This is a genomic window from Amorphus suaedae (genome assembly GCF_053629675.1).
The window spans coordinates 1,039,198-1,062,561 of sequence record NZ_JBRJIT010000001.1 but is presented as its reverse complement, the minus strand read 5'-3'; the positions used below and the strand labels follow the sequence as shown (position 1 = coordinate 1,062,561).

Sequence of the window (23,364 nt, the reverse complement as noted above, 5' to 3'; positions counted from 1 at the left end):
CCTTCGTGGGCTGTGCGCGGCGCGGCGGGCGCTCAGTCGGTATCGGGGTCGGCCTCGGGGCCGGACGGCTTGGCCCCGAGCATGGCGATCGCATCGGCGAATGCGTTGAGCTGCTCCATCAGCGCCTGCCGGCCATCCTCGCCCAGCGGTTCGAGGCGCTGGGCCTGGGCGGCGAAGACGATCGGAATGACCTCGTTGATGACGTCCTCGCCGGCGGCCGTCAGCTGGATGCGGACGGTGCGCCGGTCCGACGGCTCGGGCAGGCGGGCGACGAAGTGGAGATCTTCGAGCCGGTTCAGCCGGCTCGTCAATCCGGCACCGCTCAGGAGGAGATGCCGGGACAGCACCTTGGGGGTGAGGCAATAGGGGGCGCCTGCGCGCCTCAGCGCCGTCAGGACGTCGTAGGTTCCGCGCGCCAGCCCGTAGGGCGCCAGCACGTCGTCGATGAACGCCGTCGCCTGCAGGTGGATCTGACCGATCAGCCCGTAGATGCGCACCGGGGTGGGGTCGATGTCCGGCCGCGCCGTCTGCCACTGCCGGAAGATCTCGTCGACCTGCTCACGCGCCGCGCGGGTTTCCGCCGACCGCCGGCGTGGGCGGCGGGCCGGTCCCTCGGCCGCCGCCGTCGTCCCGTGTCCATTCTGGTCCGGGCGGTCTTCAGCTGCCATGACGGTTTCCCTCGCTCGCTCCGGCGGCGTTGCGCATCCGCCCGCCGGTCCTCACGTGGTCCAGCCCACGACCCTGCGCTGCACCAGCTCGATGGCGCCAAATAGCACGACGCCCATCAGGGTGAGGACAATGATCGCCGCGAAGGCAAGCGGCGTCTGCGACTGGGACGTGGACATCAGGATGAGGTAGCCGAGCCCTTCCTGGGCGGCAACGAACTCGCCGATGACCGCGCCGATGATGGCGAAGGTGATCGCCACCTTGCAGCCGGTGAAGAGATGGGGCAGCGCGTAGGGCATGCGCAGCCGGCGGAAGATCATGATCTCGGAGGCGCGCAGCGAGCGCATCAGGTCGAGCATGCCCTTCGGGGCCGATTCCAGCCCCGCCACCACGTTCACCAGGATCGGGAAGAAGCAGACCAGCACGACGATGACGATCTTCGGCCATTCGTTGATGCCGAACCAGAGCGTCACCAGCGGCGCGATCGCCACCTTCGGGACCGACTGCAGCGCCAGGACCAGCGGATAGATTACGCGCCGGGCGCGCGCGCTGAAGGCGATGATCATCGCAAGCGGCACCGACAGCACCAGGGCGAGCACGAAGCCGACCACGGTCTCCCGCAGCGTCACGATGGTGTTGAAGGCGAGCTCGGGCGCCCACAGGACGGCCGCGCTCCAGATCTCGCTGGGCGCCGGCAGGATCCAGGTCGGCACGTCGAAGGCCTGCACGCCGATCTCCCACAGGGCCAGCAGCGCGATGTAGATGAGGGGAGTGGTCGCCCGGTCGGCGATGCGGGAGGACGTGCTCACGAGCCCGCCTGCCGCCGGTCCTTGCCGAAGAACATGGCTCTCACCGTCTGCATGATTTCCTGAAAGCGTGGGTGGTTTTCGGTCTCGATGGTGCGCGGGCGGGGCAGATCCACCTCGATGTCGGCGCGGATGACGCCCGGCCGCGCCGACATGACGATCACCCGGTCGCCGAGCAGGATCGCCTCGCCGATGTCGTGGGTGATCAGGAGGGCGGTGCGCGCGAGCTCCTGCCAGAGGCGGGAGAGCTCCAGCGACAGCTCCTCGCGGGTCAGTGCGTCGAGGGCGCCGAACGGCTCGTCGAGAAGCAGCAGCTGCGGATCGGACAGCATCGCCCGGCAGAACGCGGCGCGCTGCTTCATCCCGCCGGACAGCATCTGCGGCTTGTGGTGGGCGAATTCCTTCAGGCCGGTCAGCTCCAGCAGCCGGAAGGCGCGCTCGCGCGCCTCGTCCTTCGCCATGCCGAAGACGTCGGCCGGCAGCAGCACGTTCTCCAGCACGGTCGCCCACGGGAACAGCACATGGTCCTGGAACACGATGCCGACGTCGCGGGACGGGCCGTCGAGCGGCGCTCCCGCCCGCGTCATGGTGCCGGCGCTCGGCGCTTCCAGGCCGGCGATCAGCCGCAGCAGGGTGGACTTGCCGCAGCCCGACGGTCCGACGACCGACACGAAGCTGCTGGTCTCGATGGTGAGGTCGATCGGGCCGAGCGCGTGGACGGCCTTGCTGTCGGCGCCGTAGGTCTTGGTGACGCCCTTGAGGTCGATCATGGCAGGGCAGGTGCCTTCGCTTGCAGGAAAGCCGCCCCGGCCGGATGCCGGGGCGACAGGCGGGCGGGTGCCCGTGGATGGATCGAGGCTCACTCGACGAAGCCGGGGGCGTAGACGTCCTTCGCCTCGACCGGGTTGTTGAGCTGGAAATTCTCGGAGATCACCTCCACCGTGCTCTCGACCCGGGCCGGATCGATCTTGCCGAGCGGCTGGCCGGGCACCTGGGCGAGCTCGGCGACGGCCTCCGTCTCGCCCTTGCCGACTTCCGGCGCGATCTGCTTCTGGTACTTGGCCAGGATTTCCGCCGCCTCCTCGGGGTCGGCGAAGGCGTCCTTCATGCCCTTGATGGTGGCGCGCACGAACGCCTTCACCATCTCCGGGTCCGTCTCGATCGTCTCTTCGGTGGCGATGATGCCGTTGCCGTAATAGTCGAGGCCGGCATCCTTGTAGGCAAGGCGCGCCAGCTTCTTCGGCGCGGCGGTGGCGGCCAGCAGCGGCTCGCCGACGATGAACTGGCCGATGGCGTCGACGCGGCCGTTGGACAGCAGCGAGGGCAGGGAGCCGCTTTCCGCCGCCACCCACTCGACCTTGTCGGGATCGATGCCGGCGGCCTTGGCGTAGGCCGGGAAGAGCAGCCGGATCGAGCTCGACGCGGTGTCGGCGACCGTCTTGCCCTCCAGGTCCTTGGGGCTGGTGATGCCGCTGTCGGCGAGCGCGTAGAGTGCCTGCGGCGGGGAGGCGTAGACGATGGAGACCAGCTTAACCGGAACGCCGTCATTGCCGCGCGCCAGGATCAGGGAGCCGGCGTCGGCGAACCCGATGTCGGCGGCGCCGGAGGCCACCTTCTTGATGGCGTCGGCCGATCCCTGTCCGCGCAGGATCGTCACGTCGAGGCCTTCGTCCTTGTAGTAGCCCTTGTCCAGCGCGACGTAATAATAGGCGTGGCGGCCGTTGAAGCCGAAGTCGGTGATGAAGTTCACGTCCTCGGCCTGCGCCGACTGCGCGGCGCCGACGATCAGCCCGGCAAGGGCGGCATGCTTCAGGATGTTCATGGTCTACCTCGATTGCTGAAGGCGCTGGTCCTGCGAAGAAGGTCGATGCGTGGGGCCGTCAGGGGCATCCATCCCCCGAACCGCCGGTACCCTCCCGCTCCGAGCTGTCCGGGCAGGGTCCGGAATATCGTTCGCTATCGAATGAAATGAGCCTATGGGCGCCCCGGTTGAGGGTCAACGCGGCGGCCTCGCAAATGATAGGCAGATTGACCGCTTCTCCTGCCTAATCGGTCGGCTGACTGGTCAATTTTGATGCAGATGCGGCGGTATCAGTTGGGCCTGGCCGGTTTCGGGTCGCCGTCGCTTGACACGGTCGATCCCGCCTGAATACCGTTATTCATTCGCTATCGAACGATTTGGTTTGACGGTGCCCGCCGGTTCCAGGCGGGCCGGGTGCGGCGGCTTGTTCTGCGCCGCACCGGTGTCGTTCCTGCAGTCAGAAGGTCGAGCAATGGATCTCGGAACCAGAATCGCGGTCGTGGGCGGCGGGCTTGGCGGTCTGAGCGTGGCCGGCCTCCTCCAGCGGCGCGGCTATGCCGTCACCGTCTACGAACAGGCGGAGACCTTCTCGCGCATCGGCGCCGGCATCATCCTGAGCGCCAACCCCGTCAAGGTGCTGCAGCGGCTCGGGCTGGAGCCGGGGCTCGTCGGCCGGGGCATCAAGCCGGACGCCTATGTGAGCCGGGACTGGGAGACCGGCGAGACCACCTACGAGATCGAGTTCGACGCGGCCTCTGAGCAGCGCTACGGGGCGCCCTACTTGAACATCCACCGCGCCGACCTGCACGACGTGCTGCAGGAGCCGCTCCGGCCCGGCTCGCTGCTGTTCGGCCACCAGCTTGCCGGCATCGAGACGCGCGGCGACGCGCTCCGCCTGCGCTTCGAGAACGGCGCCACGGCGGAGGCCGATCTGGTGATCGGCGCCGACGGCATCGACTCCCGGGTCCGCGAGGCGCTGTTCGGCGCCGAGCCGCCGCGCTACACCGGCCGAATCGCGCCGCGCGCGGTGTTCCCGAGCGCGCAGATGGACGGCCTGGCGATCCGCGACTGCACCAAATGGTGGGGCCCCGACCGGCACATCCTGACCTATTACATGACCAAGCGCCGCGACGAGGTCTACGTGATGGGGTCGACGCCGGCGCCCGACTGGGACCTGGACCAGGGCGTCGTCCAGGGCACCCGGGACGACTTTCTCGACACCTTCGGCCACTTTCATTCCGACCTCGTCAGCGTGATCGAGAAGGCCTCGAACGTCACCGTCTGGCCGATCTGCGACCGCCCCCGCAACGACCGCTGGAGCGACGGGCGGATTGTGCTCCTGGGCGACGCATGCCATGCGATGCGGCCCTACATGGCGGCCGGCGGGGCCATGGCCATCGAGGACGCGGCCATTCTCGACCGCTGCATCGCGGGCTTCGACGACCCGCGGACCGCCTTCGCGGTCTACGAGGCAACCCGCATCCCGCGGGTCGGGGAGGTGCAGCAGATCTCCATCGACAACACCTGGATGCACGGCCCGACCGAGGTCGACTGGTTCTTCTGCTACGACCCGTGCACCGCCGAACTCGCTCAGCCCGTCGCCGCCTAGCGCCGTTTCCGGTCGGGGGGCCGCTCCCGGTCGTGCTACCGGCCGGCACTTCCCTCCGCTCAAGATCCAAGGTCCATCAGCGATGCCCCTTCTGCCCCCTGACCCGATGATCGAGCGCGACCTCGTCGGCTACGGCGAAACGCTGCCCGATCCCGCCTGGCCGGGCGGCGCCCGCATCGCGGTCAACTTCAACCTCAACGTCGAGGGCGGCGGCGAGGCGAGCCTCGCCAACGGCGATCCCATCTCGGAGGGAATGCTCAACGACATCGGCGTGGAGACCAAGACCGGCAAGCGGGTGCCGCTGGTGGAGTCGCTGTTCGAGTACGGAGCGCGGCGCGGCGTCTGGCGGGTGCTGGAGATCTTCCGCGAACACGACATCAAGATCAGCGTGCTCGGCGTGGTGCGCGCGCTGGAGCAGAACCCGGCGCTCGCCCGCGCCTTCGTCCGCGACGGACACGAGGTGGTCAGCCACGGCTACCGATGGATCGACTACGTGGAGGTGCCGGAGGACCTCGAGCGGGAGCACGTCCGGCTGGCCGTCGAGGGCCTGACACGCCTGCTCGGCGAACGGCCGCTCGGGTGGATGACGGGCCGGCCCGGCCCCAACACGCGGCGGCTCGTGGCGGAGGAGGGCGGGTTCCTCTACGACCGGGATTCGCTGGCCGACGAGCTGCCGTACTGGGTCCGCATGCCGGCCGGCCCGCATCTGGTCATCCCGTATTCCTACGAGACCAACGACAACCGCTTCAACGAGAACAGCGGCTTCTCGACCGCCGACGACTTCTTCCACTACATACGCGACGCCTTCGACCTGCTCTACCGCGAGGGCGAGCAGGGTTCGCCCAAGCTGCTCTCCATCGGCCTGCACGACCGGCTGATCGGCCGCCCGGGCCGCGCCGTCGGGCTCATCCGGCTGCTGGAGCACATGCGCGGCTTCGACGGCGTCTGGTTCTGCCGCGGCATCGACATCGCCCGCCACTGGCGCACGACGTTCCCGCCGGAAGGCTAGCGCGCTCCCGTCCCGCTCACGCGCTCGCCCGCCGCAGGATGTCGAACCCGGTGTCGGACGTGGCCGGAAAGTCGATGGCGGCCTCAGGCCGCCAGGACGACCTGGTCGCGGCCACCGGCCTTGGCTTCGTAGAGAGCCTTGTCGGCGCGCTGGATGGTGTCGTCGATGTCGCGGTCGGTGTCCTCGGCGAGCGCCGCGCCGATGCTGACGGCCACCGACATCTCGGGATCGATGGTGTCGAACCGGATGGCGGCGATTTCGGCGCGGATGCGATTGGCCAACGCCTCGACGTCGAGCTCCCCGATCTCGCGCAGCAGGACGACGAACTCGTCGCCGCCGAAGCGGGCGACCTTGTCGGTGTCGCGCATGTGCGTCAGCGTGACCTCGCCCACCCGGCGGATCACCTCGTCGCCGGCCGCGTGTCCGAAGGTGTCGTTGACCTGCTTGAAGTGGTCGATGTCGAACAGCAGCACGCCGATGTTGCGGCGATAGCGCTTCCAGTAGTCCATCGCCTCGTTGGCGGCGAACAGGAAGGCGCGGCGGTTGAGCAGGCCGGTGAGGGGATCCGTGTCCGCGAGCTTCCGCAGCGTCTGCAGGTCGCCGTCGAGAATGCGGGTCGCCTGTTCCACCGCGGCCTGGCGCGCCTCCGCCTCGCGGCGCAGGTCGTTGACCTCGTCGTGGGCGCTCGCGCTCCTGGCCTCCGCCGTGCCGATCCGGCGCAACAGGGAGCGGATCGACGACGACAGCTGCACGATGTCGCGCGAGCCGTTCTGCCGCCCGATGATCGTGACCGTCGGCTCCCGGCCCACCAGATCGACGTTGCGCGACAGCTTCGCCAGCGGCTTCGTGACCGTGCCGGCCAGGAACCAGGCCAGCAGTCCGGCTGCGATGGAGATGCCGATGCCGGCGATCATGATCTTCAGGCCGAGCGCGTTGGCCGGCGCCTCCACCACCGCCCGCGGACGCTGGGCGGCGACGACCCAGCCGAGGCCCGGGTAGCTGCCCTGTCCGGCGGTGGTCGCCAGCGCGGTGATGATCGGATCGCCGGGGTTCTCGATGACGACCGGGCTCTGCGTCCGCACCGCCTCGATGAGCGCGACGGTCCGCTCGGACTGGTCACCCGGTCCGATCAGCACGCGGCCGTCCCGCGACAGGACCCGCAGGTCGGTGGTGTCGGCCACCCCGGCGCGGGTCAGGATCGACGCCTGCACGTCCTGCGCCCACCGCCAGCTCAGATGGGCGCCGACCACGCCGGCGAGCGTCCCGTCGGGCGCCAAGACCGGCACCGCAACGTCGACGAAGCGAAACGGCTCTTCCTCGGGCGACTTGCGGAGATAGGAATCGAGCAGCTTGGCGTCGTGGACGTCCTGAACCGTGATCCCCTTCAGACCCTCGATGAACCAGGGCCGCTCGGCGACCGATACCCCCTCCAGCAGTCCGCCGGTTGCGACCTTGACGACCCCGTCGGGCGTCGCAAGGCCGATCCAGGCATAGTCCGGCACCGTGTGCTGCAGGTCCTGCAGGACGCTCCGCGCCTCTTCCGGGCGGCTCGTCCAGATCGGCCGCAGCACCTGCAGTCCAGCGATGTTGCCGATCTCGCGATACCGCTCGAACATGTGCTGATCGAGCCGCTCGGCCAGTGTCTCCGCCAGTTGGACAAGCTCGTGCTGGCCGCTTTCGATCGCCACCTGACGGGCCACGCTCGCCGACCAGGTGGCCGCCAGCATCACCGCGGCCAGGCACAGGGTGGCCGTGAACAGCGCCATCTGCTCGCGCAGGCTCAGCCTGTTGCGCAGCACCCGGAACGGATTGACGATGGTGTCGATCATCAGCATGCGGGGGCAACGCGGACCGAGGCGGCGTCGAGACGCTCGCCGACGCCGGCGCGCGGCTTCGAGGAGGCGTGGTCGCGATCGCTTTGCTGCACTTTTGCGTCAATCCGGCTCGCCAGCGCGCAGCGTGCGCTCGCATTCATCGGGGGATCGGACGAGAGGCCGCCGGGGATCCACTTCGGGTCCCCGCATAGTCGGTCGGCATGCTTGCGACAAGCTTGCAGATGCAATCGACGTCGATGCGGCACCGCGCTCCCGATCAGCTTTGTCCGCCTCACCCGGAGCGGGACCCGGCTTCCGGGATGGGAGGTGCGGCTTGCCCGAGATTGGCCCGTTGTCCGGACTCGATGAAGTCCTTCAGCGCGGACAGGGGCATGGGCTTGGCGAGAAGATAGCCCTGGATCTCGTCGAACCCGCCGGCGGCCAGCGCCCGACACTGCTCTTCGGTCTCCACGCCTTCGGCCGTGACCGACATGCCGAGCGCGTGTCCGATCCGGAGCACCGCTTCCACGATCGACCTGGCGCTCGCGGAGTCTTCCGATTCCCTCACGAAGGACTGGTCGAGCTTGATCTTGTCGAACGGGAACCCGCGGAGGTTTCCGAGCGAGGAGTAGCCGGTGCCGAAATCGTCCAGGGCGAGGCGTATCCCTCTGGCCTTCAGTTCGTCGAACAGCTCGCGGCTTTCGGCGATCTCCTCCATGAGCGCATATTCGGTCAGTTCCAGCTCAAGCCTGCTCGGCTCCAGCCCGCTCTGCTGCAGCACATGGGACACCGTTGCCGAAAAGGCCTCCTGGTGCCGGATCTGGACGGGGGAGACGTTGACCGCGACCCGGAGATCGTTCAGCGGTTCGATCTCGCGGCATGCGGTTTCCAGCGCCCAGGCGCCGATGGCGTCGATGATGCCGCTTTCCTCGGCAGCGCCGATGAAGACGGAGGGCAGCACCAGTCCGTGGACCGGGTGGTTCCACCGGATGAGCGCCTCGACGCTGGTGGGTTTCAGCGACCGCGCGTCGAACTGCGGCTGGTAGTGAAGGACGAACTGGTTCTCCGCCATGGCCGTGCGGAGGTCGGAACGCAGCTGAGCCCGTTCGGTCGCGGCCTGATCGAGATCTTCGGAAAAGAAGCAGTAGCTGCCGCGCCGCCGGCGCTTCGCCTCGACCAGGGCGATATCCGCCTTCCGAAGGAGATCGCCGGTCGACGTCGCATCCTTCGGGAAAAGGGCGATGCCGGCCGTCGCCCCCAGTCGAAGCGTATCCCCATCGAGGTCGAGGGGGATCTCGAGCGCGGACAGGAACGTTTCGCACCATCCGGACACGTGGAGCTCGTCATTGACGCTGAGCGCCACGGCGAACTTGTCGCCGCCCAGGCGGGCCAGGAACGCCTTGGGGGGCAGGATCGTCTGAAGCCGGTCCGCGAACGCCGCCAGCGTCATGTCTCCGGCCGAGTAACCCTTGCTTTCGTTGACCGACTTGAAGTCGTCCAGGTCGAGGCAGATCAGGGCGGACGGCTGCGGCCGGACGGCGTCGACCAGGCTGCTGACGTAGTCTTCCAGCATCGGCCGGTTGGCCAGGCCGGTGACCAGGTCGTGGCGGGCAAGGCGATCGATCTCGTTGAGGGCGGCCATCTCGTCGGTGATGTCGGTGACGGTTCCGCGGTAGCCCGAGATGACACCCTCCTGGGTAAGGACGGGCTTGCCGCAGATGCGGCCCAGCCGGCTCAGGCCGGCGCTGTCCAGATAGGTGCAGACCAGGTCGGGCAGCTTTCCCGGCGCGGCCTGCTTCCACAGCGCGGAAATTTCCTCTAGGTCCGCGAGCAGGAAATCGCCGAGCGGCTGGCCGAAGAGTTCGCGCCTGTCGCGGCCGGTGATGATGGAGAACCGATCCGAAAGGTAGGTGGTCCGGAGCTCCGAATCGGTCTCCCACATCCAGTCCGACGCCGCCTCCGCGATGTCGCGAAAGCGGGCCTCGCTTTCGAACAGGCTCTTGCGTCCCTCGTCGATGGCCCGCGCCGCGATCATCGCGTGGCGATAGGCGAGGAAGGTGGTGAGGGCCAGCAGCACCGTTCCTGCCGCGAGCCACGGCAGGACGGCGGTCAGGAGATCCATGCCCGGCCGCGGCGGGGTCCAGGCGAACGCGACCGGCTCCCCCGTGAGGCTCGGCACGGTCAGGTGCACGTCGGAGGTGGGTAGGGACGCGGCGCGAAGCGCGGGGACGGCGAACTGGTCGCCCAGCTCGAGAAGCTTCGCGGCGTTCAGCGAGTCGACGAAGACGAGGACGGACGCGGCGCCGGGCAACGGTTCGACCTGCGAGTCGTCTGCGGTCGAGAAGGCCGCGGCGGCAACCAGCTGGTTGCCCGTGCCGACCGAGACATAGCTGGAGACGGGAACGGTCTCGTTCTCCGGCGCCGACCGCGCGCGTTCCACGAGCTCGATCCCGGTCTGGCCAAGGACGGACTCCAAGGTGACGTCCGCGGGCTGTCCATCGACGAGCGCGTAGGTCGTCCGGCCCGCCGGATCCACGACCAGCACCCCGTTGATCTTGAAATCCGAATAGAGGCTGCCGCCGAGATTCCCGCGCGTGAAGGCCCAGTCCTGGTTGGTCGTGGCGCTGAGGTTCTCGTACGCCGCGCCCCAGGCGCCGTAATCCACGATGGTGCGCTCAAGCGTCGCCTGGCGGGTCATCAGGGCCGTTTCGACGGCCTTCGTCGTCCGCTCGACGGCTTCCCTGTCCAGGGAGATCGAGATCTCAAAGAGGGCGGCGAAAACGACAGCGATCGTGAAGGCGAGGAGGCCGGCACCCACGAGCGCAAGCCGGCCACCTATCCGGGAAAATACGCCAGGCCTGGGCGGCATGATCTCTGCCTGTCTGTGTTGATTAGAACGTGTCTAGCCAACCATCACACGCCAATTGGTAAGTGGGCCAGATATTTCAGCGGCGGCGGCCGACGGCGGAGACCACCCGCTCACGGGAGGCACGCTGATACTCTGCTTCCGGTCTTTTCGGAAGCGAAGCTTGCGCGAGGCTTGCATGGGCGAGGGCGCCCGACTTTCGCCGAGCCCCCTGGGACCCGCGGCCGCTCCCTCCGGAACGGCCGGGCCGATTCCACGGCAACCCGCCGGAAACGTCATCTGGCAGAGCGTCGAGAGCCTCCGGCGCTTCGACAACGCGCTGAGGATGCTCGGGACCGAAGAGGCGTGCGGTCGCGAACAGTGCTGTGAACCCGGTCGGAAGCGCGATCTGGACCCCCAGCTGTGCCGAGCCAGCCGGTTCACGGTCCGGCCTCAATAGGTTGAGGTTGGGACCACGCACGACGGAAGGGTCGCTCAAATCCCCTCAGCCCCGAAGCCTCTCGGGCGATGCCAGATAGCCGGCCACATCGCTTGCAGGCATCGGCCTTCCTAACAGGTAACCTTGCCCGAGGTCTCGACGACGCGACGCTGCAGGAATACTTGGACAAGGCCGCCGGCCTGGCGGGCCTGAGCGGTGTCAGCGTCTCTGAAAGCCTCGCCGGCATCGCGCGCGACCATTGGTCGGCCGAGGGAGAGAGCTTCCCGCATCTAGGCCAGCGACTGGCGCGCGAACTCGGCGCCACCTTGAAGATCCGCGGCGACAGGGCGGTGATGAAGGAGAGGGGCGCCGGCCGGGCGCCGTCCGGAGAAGTGCTTCCGACAGTCTTCGGCCGAATTGATGATGATGGCAACGTCTCCAATTGGGACATCTCGCCATTCAAGGGGCGTTCCGCATCCGCCGCGCCAAGGTCCGCTACTTCAACCGCGAGGATGCGGCCTTTCGGGAAGAAGAGGTTGACTTCGAGCTGGAGCGGGAAGGGCCGGACGCCACCAATCTTGTTCGCCTTCCGGCGGACGACCGTGACCAGGCCCGTCAGGTTGCTTCTGCCCGCAAGCGCGATGCCGAGCGCGATATGGGTGGCGGTCTGTCGAGCTCGCTCTCGTCGAGACGGCCTATGCCGAAGCGGACTTCGTGTTGACCGGCGCCCGACCCGGAATTGACGGCACCTACCGGATTGTCGCGGACGCACCGCGCGAACAAGAATGGCGGTGCGGTGAGGGCAGTGGAGATCAAACAGCCAAAGGATGGGGAAGGGGCGGATGGGAGAGTTGGCGAGTAGTCGGTTCAGGTCTACGTTGCCATACAGGAAGTGGCAAGGGAGGCTCAAATGCTGGGATCCGCGTTGAGGATTGTTGCTGTGCTTGGCGCGATGACACTGGGGGTCAGCACCTCCTACGCGCAGTGGACGACAGATGTGACTGACGATCTGTTCTCCGACAACAAGAATGCGTCCATGGTTGGCATGATTAATTTCAACAGCGGCATGTATCTCTCATGTTCGGGGCCGGAGAAGCTTACATTCTCTTATATTGAGCGCGGGGACTGGGAACCGGGTATGGACGGTGTTCCTGCCAAGTTGATTGTGCAGGTGGATGGCGGCGAGAAGCACGCGCTGCATGGCGTGTTCTACGATCACAACGCAGATTTCTATGGGGTAGAGTCTGACGAGGTTGATAAGATCAGGCCAATCGTCGCCGCCATTAGGGATGCTAAATCGAAAATCATGGTTGGTCTGTTGATTGAGTCATCTGGTCGGAGCTATTCGGCTTCCGTCTCTGTGAATGGATCGACCAGAGCAGCAAGCCGCTTCATAGAAGCATGCAATATCGATCTATCGGATCCTGGATCTTAGCTGACTGCTGAATCTTGCAGCTGCCGCTGGTGGTGGTTGCATTCTAAGTGACTGAAAAGCCCCGCCCTCAGCGGGGCTTTTTGTTTCCAGGAGACACAAGTGAGCATACCCGCCTCGTGGCTTCCGGCCGCGACGATGACGCGCATCTTCCTTCACTGGTCGACCGCGCGCACACCGCTTCGGCCTTCGACCGCGCCACTATCACTTCATCATCGAGGGCGCCGAAAACGCCGTCCCCGGCGATCGTTCGATCAGGGACAATGAGGGGCCGATCCGCGGCAACTACGCGGCCCACACCCGGGCCTGCAACACCGGCTCAATCGGTGTTTCGCTCGCCTGCATGGCCGACGCCACGGAGAGCCCTTCCGGTCTGGCCGCTATCCGATGACGGAGACGCAGTGGGACGCGATTATCGACTTCGTCGCCGATCTCTGCCGCGCCTCCGATATCGAGCCGACGCCCGAGACGGTGCTCTCCCATGCCGAGGTCGAGGGCAACCTGGACATCTGGCAGCGCGGCAAGTGGAACGACACCCGGCTGTCCTTCGACGAGTCGATCAAGGGCGCGCGGGAGATAGGCGACCGCATCCGCATGGCCGTTACAGATCGTCTGGCGGTAGGCATCGTTGATCGCGAGATCGAGGAGCCGCTGGGCGGAGGTCGTGCCGAGCCGGTCGCCTTGGCCCTTCATGGCTTCACCACGGCGCCGTGGCTTAACTTCCGCCGGGCACCCGTGGGCGACATCATCGGCGGTCTTCCACTCGGAACCGTGCTGACGATCCAGGACGTCGACAACGGCTGGTACCAGGCCCGCACGCCGGCCGGTTACCTCGGCTGGGTCAGCGCCCACTGGCCGTGCGGCGAAACTCTGAAACGCTTCGAGACGCACGAGGATGGAGATGGCAGGTGGAAACTTGGATGACGATCAGATCACTAAGGCAGCCCTTGGCGCCTTGGGGGAGTGCGTCTCGAGCATAGAGGCGATGACGAAGGAAGCACGGACGGATCGGAGCCGCATGGAGCTCGAGATCCGTGAGCTTCGTCAGGAGGCCCGCAAAGCATTCGGCGAGTTCCGCAAGGCGCTGATGCCGCTCGTGACCATGGCATTGGCAAACAAGATGCTGCTCGCTCTGATGGTTGCCGGAATCACTGCTGCGGGCGTTCTGTTTGCGATAGCGGACCGCGTTTGGGCGTGGACTGCAGAGAGGTCAGTGGCCATCTCATCCTTGACTTGCCGCTTGAGCTTGGTCTCAACTCAACCACAATGAGGATGGGCGTCAAAGACTGGCAGCATGAGGACGGATATGTGCTTTGCACGTTGCTCTTTCCATACTTCGCCTTTTTCAAACATCGCGAAATTTGGAATCGTTCTTGTATCCCTCCAAGTTGGATTCTCAATTCCCTCTCACGCCAATGACGATCTTCTTCGAAGCATTTTGGGACTCGGAAGTGCCGTTGTTCAGAATGAGATTAATCGCCAACAGGCCTATCCGGCTCGTGGCCAGCCAATAAAGGTCTCGGAGCCAAGGTTAACGCCCGATCAGATATTTGCTCTGCAGATCCGCCTCAATGCACTGGGTTACGATACCGGCACGCCCGACGGCGGGCTGGGAAGGAATACCCGACAAGGTATTAGGCAGTGGCAGAAGGCCACTGGCCAGCCGGCAACGGGGTACCTCACGAACGAGCAAGCATCGACGTTGCTGCAGGGTGCCGATGCTGCGATCCGAGCGGCCGCAAACCGAGATGGTCAGCTCCTACCTTCCGAGGTCCAGCAACTGCAACGCCGGCTTAACGAGCTCGGCTACGATGTCGGAGAGCCGGACGGTGTCGCCGGTCCGCGAACAGACAGAGCTCTCTCCCAATTCCTTCGCGATCAAGGCCGTGATCCCAAGACAGTTTCAGCCCGCTCGGCATTGAGCTTGGCGAGCGCTGGAGGATCGGAGCCGGCGCCACAAGCAACACCCCTTAATGCCGGGGCGGGCCAGGGTGTTAGGGTCGCAAATGTCGACGTTTCAGGCATCGAGTTCGAGCGACTGGTACTCGATAGGGGAAATGCAAACCGTCAACTTATTCGGATGATGGTTGCCGCACGCCCCCAGGTTCTCGACAACAAAGACAATCTGTCTCGCCTATTTAGGATTGAAGGCAATCGACACGGCTCGACTTATAGAGTTGATGAAGATCTCGACAAATTCAAAGCGGAGTATCTGGCCAGTCCGGTTCCTGAAAGCGCAAACGTTACTCTCGTTGATAGTTATACTTTGGAGAGATCCGCGTATTCGCGCGAAAAAGGAATATTTCCATTCCGTTCATATTCAATGGTGACGGAGGGTCTGGCTAATTACACGAGTATTGATGGTGGTCCTATAAGGGGGTCGGCCATTAATTTGCATATTCCTGACCTTCCTGCGCTGAGCGGTATCCCCATGACATTGGAGGAGGCGGAGAGTTTTGAGCGCAAATTTGGATACGCAGAGGCTTACTTTATAAGTGTCGAGGCTCAGGTTCAAATATATGATCTTAAGTACAATCCGGAGCGAAGGTTATTTGAGGCCGAGGCACGCCTATTCTCTATTGAGGCGCGGTCATTAGGCAAGCGCCGTGAAGCTGAACCGATTTTCGTTTGGCCCCTTGAAAACCGCGCAACAAGTGCGGTTTCCCAAGGTGATCCGCCCCAAGTCATGGGCACAACTGGAGCAGAAGTGCCCGGCGTAGTTGAGACGAACGGGCATATCGATTTGGCTCGACTGAGCGATGTCGGCGGCTTGGCAGCATCGTTGATGCTAGCGAGCTACCCTAGTGCAATCGACGACGATTTGCTCCTTGCAGCAGCGGGAAAGGCGCTGCTTTCGCGGGCGGAGCAGCTTGAAATTTGGCGTGGCAATGAGCCAGACGAATGGGGAAGGGGGCGACTTCGTGACGAAGAGCTTCAGAGTATTTCCTATTTCGCATCCGAGATTAGGAAGCGATTTATTAATTCTCTTTCTGTGAAGGTGATCGATCCAAACATAAAAATAGTTGAAAAGATCAACGTTCGGCTTGGGGATCCCGACGCGCCCGGGGACGCGATCCCTCTGAACTACGAGTATAAGCAACCTGCCTTGATAAGGGACACTTACGATTTTGCTGAAATTAGGTGGGGTCATTCGGGGGTCGTGCTGCCTCGTAAACTGCCATTGGATGGCGGCCTTTCTCGTGCGTTGATTGAGCGCTGGGGAAACAAGCTCGCCGGACAGGAACTCTACTTGGCAATATATTCGGACGTTTCGGGGGTGGCTGCGGAGCCATTTGATACGCGCAGTGGGTTCTATTCTGTCGAGCTGACGCCGATTGTCACCAGAATTGCTTTGTACTTTGACGATGGTCTGGAGGATCTTGCATATGATTTCTACGAGGGGTCTGACGGATATCTGTTGAGTGAGCAGCGTGAGCAGAGCCGGATAAGCTCACTATTGAGCGAAAAGCGAACTGGAGTGGACGCTCTTCATTCCTTGTACGGTCAGTTGTCTGCGGACGATGGTTATTTAACCGAGCTGATTGTCGGCGTAATCCGCCAGGAGAGCGTCAATGAATTTGCTCGGGCAAAAGCTGAGCGCGAATTGATGAATGCTCTTGAGGCCGCAGGGGATAGCGCGAATATTGTTTTCGACTGGGAGATGAAGCTCGGAAGATACGATATGGCCCGCAATGCATTTGCGGTAATCGGATCTGATGACGGGTCTGATGCCGGATCTTTGACATTCTCGGAGAGTGACCAGGGACTTGGTCTTGAATCGCTCACCGTTGATATAGTCAACCAGCCCAAGTGGCTGGAAGTGTCCCGGAGTGCTGCGCAGCAGTTTGTGGAGCGTTTTGAAGCTGAAGATAGAAGGCGGGTTGTCAGGGCTGTCGTCAACGCGGACGCGGTGAGCGCCAAAGTGACCGCTGATCGGCACGACAGAGTTCATCATCACCTGGGCGTGTACGTGCGCCAGATGGTGCTTCTTGCCCGCGATTCAACCAGCCTCACCGGCTACGAGATTCTTGGCGAAGTCGACTACGGACCCTACAGAGCGTCAGAGATTGTGGACGTCGAGGTAGCAGGGAATTGGGGGCCTTCGCCGCAACTCGATCAGGAGATGGCTGCAATTCTTTCCCTCCGAATTGGGAATGACGGCTTCACTGACTCGGATCTTCGCCGGCTGTACGCTGATCGGTGGCTTCGCGAACAAGAGCGCGGCTTCCCCGCGAGTTCTGCCGCCTCCATCTTCAATGGTGGCGGTCAAGTCCCGACGATCTCTGATTTTGAGAAATCTCGATCCTCGTTTCTGCAGTGGATGGAAATGCAAGCTCAGGCCGAGCTTCCGGAGGTTGCCCAGATACGGATGGCGCTGCCCGGGTGGGGCGGGCAGCAGTTGAGGGCAGGGCAATGCTCGGACATGCGTGCCGTCACTGGCGGAAGCGACGCTGGCGACATCGCCGCGGTCAAATCCGCTCTCGGCATCTCGCTTTGGGACTACGAAAACGAATTGAGGAAGCAAATGGGTCGCGGCGCCGCTGATAAACCGGCTGTCCTCGAAAATGTAATGTTCACGTTCGTATATCCGTCCATTACCGATTGCGCAGTCCCTGAGGCTGTTGATGTTGCACGCTCTGTCTCTGGAGGGCGCGACGCTACGAGGCACGTCGCTTATTTGCTCGTCGACCGGCTGCCAATCCCGCGCAATTACGTTGAGGAGGGCTACAGTTACGGCACCGTCGAGTTCACCATCGAGGAGGTCTCACCGCTTAGAACGGATGACGGTGTGAGCGGCGTCATCGTGCGTGGAAGCTTCAGGGATGTCTCCTACACAAAGGAGGATGACCGTAGCGAGAATGCAAGCGCCAATGGCCTGCGTTGGTCTACTGATGACATTGTCCGCGAGTCGATAGACCTAGACATTCTTGGTTTGCGCCTCGGTATGGCCGAAGCGGAGGCTGACAAACTGGCGCGAGAGTATCTCGGTGAAGACGTGATTGTCCTGAAATCCCGTCCTGACCAATCCCCTGCAGTGCCTGCATTTACAGATACCGTCTTTTATTTGAAGGCGGATCTGAGGGAACGTGTGGCGCTCTTCTATGAAGAGGGGAAAGGATCAAGGGACGTTCTTGCGATTCAGCGAATTGTTTCTTCGCCAAATTGGGCTCTGCCTCGTGATCAGGTCGCAAAAGGCCTAATTGCCAAATACGGTGAACCGATCCACGCCGAGTATGGTCAGTATCAGACGATGCTCGCTTGGGGCCCCGGGGCGGGAACATATGAGTGTCAACGGTTCGACAACGGTGGTGGGCTGGTCGAGAATTGGGTCGATCAGAAAGGTGATTCAGTAAGCATAACGGACTTCATGGATTGGAATCTTGCTCGCGATTCCACGATGGCTTACGTCCCGGAACCTTTCACTCCGGAGTCCACAAAGCATTGCCTCGGTATTCTGCTGGCTGATCAAAACTCGAACCGGCTAAGCATGTTGCTGGTCGACCCGGCCGAGTACATTTCCGCGTGGCGGCGAACTCAGGCGCTGAATGAACCCGGTCGCAATGCACCCACGGCCGCTGCGGGAAGTTCTGGAGGTACCAGCTTGGGTATTCGCTTTTAGCTGCGCCCCGGAGCCAACTGCGGGTTCGGTGAATACTCTTTCTGGGGTGTTATTCCGCGAAAGGGGCGACGGCGGCGCTGCTGGGTCAGGGAACGTTTGGCTTACTCGACTGGATCTTTCCGAGCTCTGTTTGCCACACGATCCGTAGTGTGTCGTTTGCCAACGGCGGTTGCAGCAATTCGGCTTCTGACCATTCCGCCCGCATTCACGCATCCATTTCCTCGGCGGTGGTCAGGATGACCGGCATGGCCTTCGGATGGATCGGCGCGACGAGTGCATTGGGGGCGCATGTCGGGAACGAATAGAGCTGATGCTCGCCTTGGACCGGCTCAGCCTCGGTGCGGCGCGCGCCGGTCCAGGTGCACCACATGCCGGCGAATACGAACAGCGGGCGGCTCTCGTCGAGTCTAAACCAGGCAGGTGTCTTCCGCGGCTTGGTGTCTCGTATTCACAGAAGGATGTCGCTGGCACGAGACACCCGTGCGCCGGGCCTAGCCATCTCCGCCAGTGCGGGCTCTTGGTGTTCCGAATATTGGTCACCGGCCGCTCGCGGAATCGCTTCGGCCCTGGCATGCCCCGACGCATCATGACCAGCTCGCGCTCGCCGTTCCTGGCTGTGCGGGCCACCGGATCTAGATAGTCCGCGAAGATCGCGGGGAGGGACGGCAGGTTGCCCGTTCTGTCGCCGATAGCCTGTGTGAAATCCCGGATGGCCTGCTGGCCTTGGGTGAGGCTATAGGGGTTGCACATGGTGCCGAGCATGGCTGACGCCCGTCGGGTCCGGAAGCGGCGCAGTCCTTATATTCAGCGTGCCAATCGGGAGACAGCTGCCTCGAACGGGCGCCGGCTTCCTCCTCGGCAATGTCGAGCAGGGAGGGAATGAAATCGAGCCCTTGATACCTGGCGATAGAATTGAGCCGGGCGCACTCCGTCTCAATGTTCTGCGCCTCTTGCCGAGCAACATCCTCAGTGGCGGGGAATGCACGACATTGCCGCCTTTACTCACGGTTCATCAGCCTCGGGGTGTCAGTGCCTCTCTCCGTGCAATTCGTCGTCTGCGGAAGGATGGGCCATGCCCAACATGTAGGCCAGAAATCCCAGATTCGCCGCATGCGCCATTTGATCCGGTTAGTGCGACATCGTCCCCACGTGGTCTACGATTTCGGCTTTTTGGCATGTGGTCCCGTTCTTGCCGATCTTCGTCGTGTCCGCCAGTTGCCGCTTCAATATCGCAACACTAAAAGCCTGTGTCAGGCTGGGGTGAAGGCCGACTAGCGCCTGCTCCAGCCGATGCCGCGATGCGATGAACGTTTCAAGAACATCGTGTACGGGATTTGTACGAGCGCGACCGCATTTGCACCGCATGTTCCGACATCGTTCGCATTTCGTCGCCCTATAGGCCGCCGTGGATTGGTGCGCCTCTGCCGCCCAAATCCCTTGACCCACTGCGGGTTCGCCGCTACCCAGCCCACAACGGAGACGTGGCCGAGTGGTCGAAGGCGCTCCCCTGCTAAGGGAGTAGATGGCAAAACCGTCTCGTGGGTTCGAATCCCACCGTCTCCGCCATCGATGGCCGTGCGCGGCCGAGCCCCGGACGGTGCGTCCTGGGTTGTCAGGTCGAGCCGCCGTCCAGCCGGTCCGCCATCTCCCCAAACGAACACGTCATCCGCCGAGCTCGATCGCGTAGATGCGCTGGTCCACCGGCCGCGCCAGCTGCCCGTACAGGCGCTGGGCGTCGACGTTGCTGCTGTCCGTCACCCAGTAGATCTTCCGCCAGCCGTTGAGGCGTCCCGCCTCGGTGATTGCCTGGATGAGCGCGCGTCCGATGCCGCGCCCGCGCGCGGCGGGCACCACGAACAGGTCCTCCAGGTAGCAGACCTGCTTCAGCGTGAAGGTGTGCGGATGCAGGATCGTGTGGGCGAGGCCGATCGGGCCGGCGCTCTCGTCGTCATCGGCAAGCCAGGCATCCATCGGGTGCGCCGGGTCGAGGATCCGCGCCCACAGCGCGTCGACGGTGAGGGCGTCCATGGCGGGGGCCGAGAAGTGGCGGCAGTTCTCCGCCCAGATGGCTTCCCAGCCCGCCCGGTCGCCTTCCGTCGCCTTTCGCAGCCTGTGCATCGCGCCCGCGTCCCCCTGAGCCAAAATCGCCGGTCCGGCGGACCCCATTTCGCCGGAATCGGTGCGATCGGACCAGCGAAATCTGCGCGTCCGGAACTGCCGGTGGGAACGGCCGGGAGAGGCCGTCCTGCGGTGCGATCGGGGAAGGTAATTCGACCCGGTGCGCGGGCGCTATCGCAGGGTGGGAAAGGGGCGCCGGAGGGGGCCGGCGCCCGGTGCGTCTGGCCAGTGTCGCTGGCCGCCACGGCGAGCCTCGCCGGCTCACTGCATCTGGTTGGCGAGCATGCAGAGGTCCTGCATGGCGCGCGTGCTGCGGTTCTGGTTTTCCAGCACCGCCACGCACTGGGCGAGCAGGGCCTCCCGCCGTGCCGGCGTCATCGAGGCGATCTGCGCGTTCACGGTGTTCACCGACCGCGGCGCGGGCGCGGCGAGGCCGGACACGGAGCTCTGGGTCGCCGTCGGCGCCGAGTTGGACGCCAGGCTGCGGTTGCCGCCGAACAGGCCCGACAGGAAGCCGCCCTGGCCGACGCCCGACGTGCCGCCGCCGGTGCCCGCGACGTCGGTCGATCCGGATCCGCCGTTGCCGCCGACGCCGCCGACCGTGCCGCCGGTTCCTCCCGTCCCGCTCACACCGACGCCGCCGGAGGCGCTGCTGCCACCCACCGACGCGCCGACGCCTGCGCTGGCGACCTCGTTGGCTCCGCCCACGGACGCGGTGGCCCCGGCATTGATGCCCTGGGCGCCTCCGACCGAGGCCCCGATCCCGGCGCCCGCCACGCCGCTGGCGCCGCCGACGGACGCGGTGGCTCCGGCGGTCACGCCCTGGGCGCCGCCGACCGACGCGTCGGCGGTCGCGCCGAGCCCGCCGGTTCCGGTGCCGCCGACGCCCGCATCGGCGCTCACCCCGCCGAGATCGGCGCTCACGCCGATGCCGCCGCCGCCGATGCCCACATCGACCCCGCCGACCGACGCGCCGATGCCGTCGCCGCCCAGCCCTCCGCCCCCGATGCCGCCGACACCCTGCGCCATGGCGGGGCTGCCCGCATGCGCGAAGAGGGCCACGACGGAGGCGGCTGCGATTGACTTCAGGTCGAGAGAAATTCGGTTGATCCGAGGCATGGTTGCTTCCCTCCTTCTGGTACGTTCCGGTTTTCTTTTCTTCCGGATACTGAAGGGGTACGGGGGCACATGAGCGCCGGATCTTTGGTTGTATTCACGAATCTGTGAGCCTGGGGGTTGTGCGCCGCAGCAGAAAAAGGCCCCGCCGCAGGTGCTGCGGCAGGGCGATGGGAAGGCCCGGGCGTTTCCGGCTTCCGGTTGACGGGTCGCTGTTCCGGCCCCGGGCGTCAGGACAGGTGCGGCTCCAGCGGGTCGGGTCCGTAGGCGTTCGGTCCGCGGTCGCCGCGCTGCACGTGGAAGACCAGCAGGACGATCATGCCGATCAGCGGCAGCAGCAGGATCAGGTACCACCAGGCCGAGCGGCCGATGTCGTGCAGGCGGCGGAAGCCGGCGGCGAACGACGGGAGGATGTGCACCAGGCTGATGATGCCGGCGACCGGCCCCGTGCTGCCTTCGTCCCAGTGGAAGCCGAGAATGCCGTCGACGAGGCCGCCGATCAGCATGAGGATGAAGTAGGCAAGCACGTACCACCAGTAGTCGGACCGGGCGATGCGTCCGCTGAACGTCACGTAGTTGCGCATCACGCCGAGATAGCTGTCGATCATTGCCCCGTTCCCCTGTCAGGTCTCTCGCCCGCTCCCGGGTCGGGGCGGTGCAGTCGGCATCATGAGCGCGTCCCGCGGGATTCGTCCATAACCGGCCTGCCGAGACAAACGCGCGGAATTGCGCATGATGGTCGGACCAACGCGCCGGCGCGGAGCCGGTGGCTCACCCGACCGGAGCGCGGACCATGACCTCGCTGTTGTCCTCCTGGCAGATCTGGGCCGTGCTTGCCGCGGTCTTTGCGGCGCTGACCGCGATCTTCGCCAAGATCGGCGTCGAGAACGTCGGCTCCGACTTCGCGACATTCGTCCGCACCATCGTCATCCTGGCGGCGCTCGCGGCCATTCTCACCGCCACCGGGGGCTGGCAGAGCTTCCGCTCCATCGCGCCGCGTTCGGCGCTGTTCCTGGTGCTCTCGGGGCTGGCGACCGGCGCATCCTGGGTCTGCTATTTCCGCGCGCTGAAGATCGGCGATGCCGCCCGCGTCGCGCCCGTCGACAAGCTGTCGGTGGTGCTGGTGGCGATCTTCGGGGTGATCTTCCTGGGCGAGAAGCTGTCGAAGCTGAACTGGCTCGGCGTCGCGCTTATCGCCGCAGGCGCGGTGCTGGTCGCCTATCGCTGACCCCGGCCCGGCAAGGCCGTGCCGTCCGGTCTTCGCCCCGGCCGGTGCCGACGCGCGAAAGCCTCTTGCGTCACATCGACTTGAGGGCCGCCGCTCCGAATTCGGTGATGGTGGCCTGTTCCCGGCCGTTCAGTTCGACGAACTGCTTGCGGGCGAGGCCGTGGAGCACGTTGGAGACCACCGTGGCGTCTTCGCCGGGCAGCGCGCTGGCGATGGCATCCGCGCCCACGTACTCGCCGTGGTCGGAGTGCAGGCGCACGAGGGCGTCGAGCACGGAAAACTCCTGGTCCGACAGGTGCATTGATCGACTCCGTTTCTCCGCTTGTCCCGCAGGCTCCACCCGGAACAATTGCCGGCGGCTGAAGGTTTCCTGGCCGGCCCCGCCGAAGCAAGGTCCGATCGGGTTGCCACCTGCGGACGGGATGGGCTGTCAGCGTGAGAGTATTTCAGTCGAAACGGAGCGAGATCATGGCGGACGGAAGCCAGTTGCCGCAGGAGCGCGTGCGCGAAAGGGCCTACCAGATCTGGATCGAGGAAGGCCGGCCCGACGGGCGCGAGGCCGACCATTGGGAGAAAGCCTGTGAGCTCGTCGCCATGGAGGAATCCGGTGACGGTGCCCTCCTGCCGCTCGAGACCGGGGCCGGCGACGTCGTCGAGCCGCCCGAGGCGCTGGAAAATCAGGGCGACTTCCCGGAGATGGTTGATCAGGGCGAGGGGGTGCGGGTTCCCCACCGCGAAGCGGCCGCACAGACCCTCAAGGAACCCACGCGTCGTCGGCGCTGAGGTTTTGGCCGGGAGCAATCCCGGCCTCGCTTCCCGGTGATCGAACGACCCTCGGCGTCGATCGGGCGCATCCGCCCG

20 protein-coding genes and 1 tRNA gene are annotated in these 23,364 nt (G+C 64.8%); 10 read left to right on the top strand and 11 right to left on the bottom strand.

What is annotated here, in order from left to right:
* Positions 1-32: 32 nt before the first annotated feature.
* The 4 genes from AB7M35_RS04760 to AB7M35_RS04745 form a co-directional block, all read right to left on the bottom strand.
* Positions 33-668 (bottom strand): MarR family winged helix-turn-helix transcriptional regulator, encoded by a 636-nt coding sequence (locus AB7M35_RS04760; RefSeq protein ID WP_453957682.1) that lies wholly within the window; start codon positions 666-668, stop codon positions 33-35.
* Positions 669-719: 51 nt separating this feature from the next.
* On the bottom strand, positions 720-1,475 hold the full coding sequence (locus AB7M35_RS04755) for an ABC transporter permease (protein ID WP_453957681.1): 756 nt from the start codon (positions 1,473-1,475) through the stop codon (positions 720-722).
* Complete coding sequence (locus tag AB7M35_RS04750) at positions 1,472-2,242, bottom strand: ABC transporter ATP-binding protein (protein ID WP_453957679.1); 771 nt, start codon at positions 2,240-2,242, stop codon at positions 1,472-1,474. The genes AB7M35_RS04755 and AB7M35_RS04750 overlap by 4 nt, the downstream gene beginning before the upstream one ends.
* 89 nt (positions 2,243-2,331) lie before the next feature.
* Positions 2,332-3,294: an ABC transporter substrate-binding protein gene (locus tag AB7M35_RS04745; RefSeq protein WP_453957678.1), complete on the bottom strand. Its 963-nt coding sequence runs from the start codon at positions 3,292-3,294 to the stop codon at positions 2,332-2,334.
* Between the two features lie 451 nt (positions 3,295-3,745).
* Between AB7M35_RS04745 and AB7M35_RS04740 the strand changes: the two genes are divergently transcribed.
* Both AB7M35_RS04740 and AB7M35_RS04735 read left to right on the top strand, forming a co-directional pair.
* Positions 3,746-4,882, top strand: a complete 1,137-nt coding sequence (locus AB7M35_RS04740) for an FAD-dependent monooxygenase (protein WP_453957676.1) — start codon at positions 3,746-3,748, stop codon at positions 4,880-4,882.
* Positions 4,883-4,964: 82 nt separating this feature from the next.
* A complete protein-coding gene (locus AB7M35_RS04735) occupies positions 4,965-5,891 on the top strand; it encodes a polysaccharide deacetylase family protein (protein WP_453957675.1) in 927 nt (308 codons plus the stop codon).
* Positions 5,892-5,974: 83 nt separating this feature from the next.
* Here AB7M35_RS04735 and AB7M35_RS04730 read toward each other — a convergent pair whose 3' ends face one another.
* Together AB7M35_RS04730 and AB7M35_RS04725 are read right to left on the bottom strand one after the other, a co-directional pair.
* Positions 5,975-7,726 (bottom strand): sensor domain-containing diguanylate cyclase, encoded by a 1,752-nt coding sequence (locus AB7M35_RS04730; RefSeq protein ID WP_453957673.1) that lies wholly within the window; start codon positions 7,724-7,726, stop codon positions 5,975-5,977.
* Positions 7,727-7,997: 271 nt separating this feature from the next.
* Positions 7,998-10,523 (bottom strand): bifunctional diguanylate cyclase/phosphodiesterase, encoded by a 2,526-nt coding sequence (locus AB7M35_RS04725; RefSeq protein WP_453957672.1) that lies wholly within the window; start codon positions 10,521-10,523, stop codon positions 7,998-8,000.
* 908 nt (positions 10,524-11,431) lie between these two features.
* Between AB7M35_RS04725 and AB7M35_RS04720 the strand changes: the two genes are divergently transcribed.
* From AB7M35_RS04720 to AB7M35_RS04700, 5 genes are all read left to right on the top strand, one after another.
* Positions 11,432-11,710 (top strand): hypothetical protein, encoded by a 279-nt coding sequence (locus tag AB7M35_RS04720; protein WP_453957670.1) that lies wholly within the window; start codon positions 11,432-11,434, stop codon positions 11,708-11,710.
* A gap of 189 nt (positions 11,711-11,899) precedes the next feature.
* A complete protein-coding gene (locus tag AB7M35_RS04715) occupies positions 11,900-12,424 on the top strand; it encodes a hypothetical protein (protein ID WP_453957669.1) in 525 nt (174 codons plus the stop codon).
* Between the two features lie 384 nt (positions 12,425-12,808).
* On the top strand, positions 12,809-13,345 hold the full coding sequence (locus AB7M35_RS04710; RefSeq protein WP_453957668.1) for an SH3 domain-containing protein: 537 nt from the start codon (positions 12,809-12,811) through the stop codon (positions 13,343-13,345).
* Between the two features lie 94 nt (positions 13,346-13,439).
* The gene (locus AB7M35_RS04705) at positions 13,440-13,691 is read left to right on the top strand and encodes a hypothetical protein (RefSeq protein ID WP_453957667.1); all 252 of its coding nucleotides are present in this window, start codon (positions 13,440-13,442) and stop codon (positions 13,689-13,691) included.
* A 24-nt stretch (positions 13,692-13,715) separates the two neighbouring features.
* Positions 13,716-18,041 (top strand): peptidoglycan-binding domain-containing protein, encoded by a 4,326-nt coding sequence (locus tag AB7M35_RS04700; protein ID WP_453957666.1) that lies wholly within the window; start codon positions 13,716-13,718, stop codon positions 18,039-18,041.
* 205 nt (positions 18,042-18,246) lie between these two features.
* Here the strand turns inward: AB7M35_RS04700 and AB7M35_RS04695 are convergent, their stop codons facing one another.
* Positions 18,247-18,411 carry a hypothetical protein gene (locus AB7M35_RS04695; RefSeq protein ID WP_453957665.1) on the bottom strand — a complete coding sequence of 55 codons (165 nt, stop codon included), beginning with the start codon at positions 18,409-18,411 and terminating at the stop codon, positions 18,247-18,249.
* 1,105 nt (positions 18,412-19,516) lie between these two features.
* On the opposite strand from AB7M35_RS04695, the gene AB7M35_RS04690 reads away from it, so the two are divergent.
* Positions 19,517-19,607, top strand: a tRNA-Ser gene (locus AB7M35_RS04690).
* 96 nt (positions 19,608-19,703) lie between these two features.
* Here the strand turns inward: AB7M35_RS04690 and AB7M35_RS04685 are convergent.
* The 3 genes from AB7M35_RS04685 to AB7M35_RS04675 form a co-directional block, all read right to left on the bottom strand.
* Entirely contained in the window at positions 19,704-20,159 is a 456-nt protein-coding gene (locus tag AB7M35_RS04685) for an N-acetyltransferase family protein (protein WP_453957664.1), read from the bottom strand.
* A 261-nt stretch (positions 20,160-20,420) separates the two neighbouring features.
* Positions 20,421-21,278 carry a hypothetical protein gene (locus AB7M35_RS04680; protein WP_453957662.1) on the bottom strand — a complete coding sequence of 286 codons (858 nt, stop codon included), beginning with the start codon at positions 21,276-21,278 and terminating at the stop codon, positions 20,421-20,423.
* A 227-nt stretch (positions 21,279-21,505) separates the two neighbouring features.
* The gene (locus AB7M35_RS04675) at positions 21,506-21,883 is read right to left on the bottom strand and encodes a DUF805 domain-containing protein (protein WP_453957661.1); all 378 of its coding nucleotides are present in this window, start codon (positions 21,881-21,883) and stop codon (positions 21,506-21,508) included.
* A gap of 185 nt (positions 21,884-22,068) precedes the next feature.
* Between AB7M35_RS04675 and AB7M35_RS04670 the strand changes: the two genes are divergently transcribed.
* Positions 22,069-22,503: an EamA family transporter gene (locus AB7M35_RS04670; RefSeq protein ID WP_453957659.1), complete on the top strand. Its 435-nt coding sequence runs from the start codon at positions 22,069-22,071 to the stop codon at positions 22,501-22,503.
* Positions 22,504-22,573: 70 nt separating this feature from the next.
* Here AB7M35_RS04670 and AB7M35_RS04665 read toward each other — a convergent pair whose 3' ends face one another.
* Positions 22,574-22,804, bottom strand: a complete 231-nt coding sequence (locus AB7M35_RS04665) for a hypothetical protein (RefSeq protein WP_453957657.1) — start codon at positions 22,802-22,804, stop codon at positions 22,574-22,576.
* A 167-nt stretch (positions 22,805-22,971) separates the two neighbouring features.
* Here AB7M35_RS04665 and AB7M35_RS04660 point away from each other — a divergent pair, with 167 nt between their 5' ends.
* Entirely contained in the window at positions 22,972-23,286 is a 315-nt protein-coding gene (locus AB7M35_RS04660) for a DUF2934 domain-containing protein (protein WP_453957655.1), read from the top strand.
* The last annotated feature ends 78 nt before the right edge of the window (positions 23,287-23,364 follow it).

Bases quoted from the DNA above. Each gene is read 5' to 3' on its own strand.
- AB7M35_RS04760 (WP_453957682.1), bottom strand. From the start codon at position 668: ATGGCAGCTGAAGACCGCCCGGACCAGAATGGACACGGGACGACGGCG.
- AB7M35_RS04750 (WP_453957679.1), bottom strand. From the start codon at position 2,242: ATGATCGACCTCAAGGGCGTCACCAAGACCTACGGCGCCGACAGCAAG.
- AB7M35_RS04745 (WP_453957678.1), bottom strand. From the start codon at position 3,294: ATGAACATCCTGAAGCATGCCGCCCTTGCCGGGCTGATCGTCGGCGCC.
- AB7M35_RS04740 (WP_453957676.1), top strand. From the start codon at position 3,746: ATGGATCTCGGAACCAGAATCGCGGTCGTGGGCGGCGGGCTTGGCGGT.
- AB7M35_RS04735 (WP_453957675.1), top strand. From the start codon at position 4,965: ATGCCCCTTCTGCCCCCTGACCCGATGATCGAGCGCGACCTCGTCGGC.
- AB7M35_RS04730 (WP_453957673.1), bottom strand. From the start codon at position 7,726: ATGCTGATGATCGACACCATCGTCAATCCGTTCCGGGTGCTGCGCAAC.
- AB7M35_RS04715 (WP_453957669.1), top strand. From the start codon at position 11,900: ATGCTGGGATCCGCGTTGAGGATTGTTGCTGTGCTTGGCGCGATGACA.
- AB7M35_RS04710 (WP_453957668.1), top strand. From the start codon at position 12,809: ATGACGGAGACGCAGTGGGACGCGATTATCGACTTCGTCGCCGATCTC.
- AB7M35_RS04705 (WP_453957667.1), top strand. From the start codon at position 13,440: ATGGAGCTCGAGATCCGTGAGCTTCGTCAGGAGGCCCGCAAAGCATTC.
- AB7M35_RS04700 (WP_453957666.1), top strand. From the start codon at position 13,716: ATGAGGACGGATATGTGCTTTGCACGTTGCTCTTTCCATACTTCGCCT.
- AB7M35_RS04695 (WP_453957665.1), bottom strand. From the start codon at position 18,411: ATGTGGTGCACCTGGACCGGCGCGCGCCGCACCGAGGCTGAGCCGGTC.
- AB7M35_RS04685 (WP_453957664.1), bottom strand. From the start codon at position 20,159: ATGCACAGGCTGCGAAAGGCGACGGAAGGCGACCGGGCGGGCTGGGAA.
- AB7M35_RS04680 (WP_453957662.1), bottom strand. From the start codon at position 21,278: ATGCCTCGGATCAACCGAATTTCTCTCGACCTGAAGTCAATCGCAGCC.
- AB7M35_RS04675 (WP_453957661.1), bottom strand. From the start codon at position 21,883: ATGATCGACAGCTATCTCGGCGTGATGCGCAACTACGTGACGTTCAGC.
- AB7M35_RS04670 (WP_453957659.1), top strand. From the start codon at position 22,069: ATGACCTCGCTGTTGTCCTCCTGGCAGATCTGGGCCGTGCTTGCCGCG.
- AB7M35_RS04665 (WP_453957657.1), bottom strand. From the start codon at position 22,804: ATGCACCTGTCGGACCAGGAGTTTTCCGTGCTCGACGCCCTCGTGCGC.
- AB7M35_RS04660 (WP_453957655.1), top strand. From the start codon at position 22,972: ATGGCGGACGGAAGCCAGTTGCCGCAGGAGCGCGTGCGCGAAAGGGCC.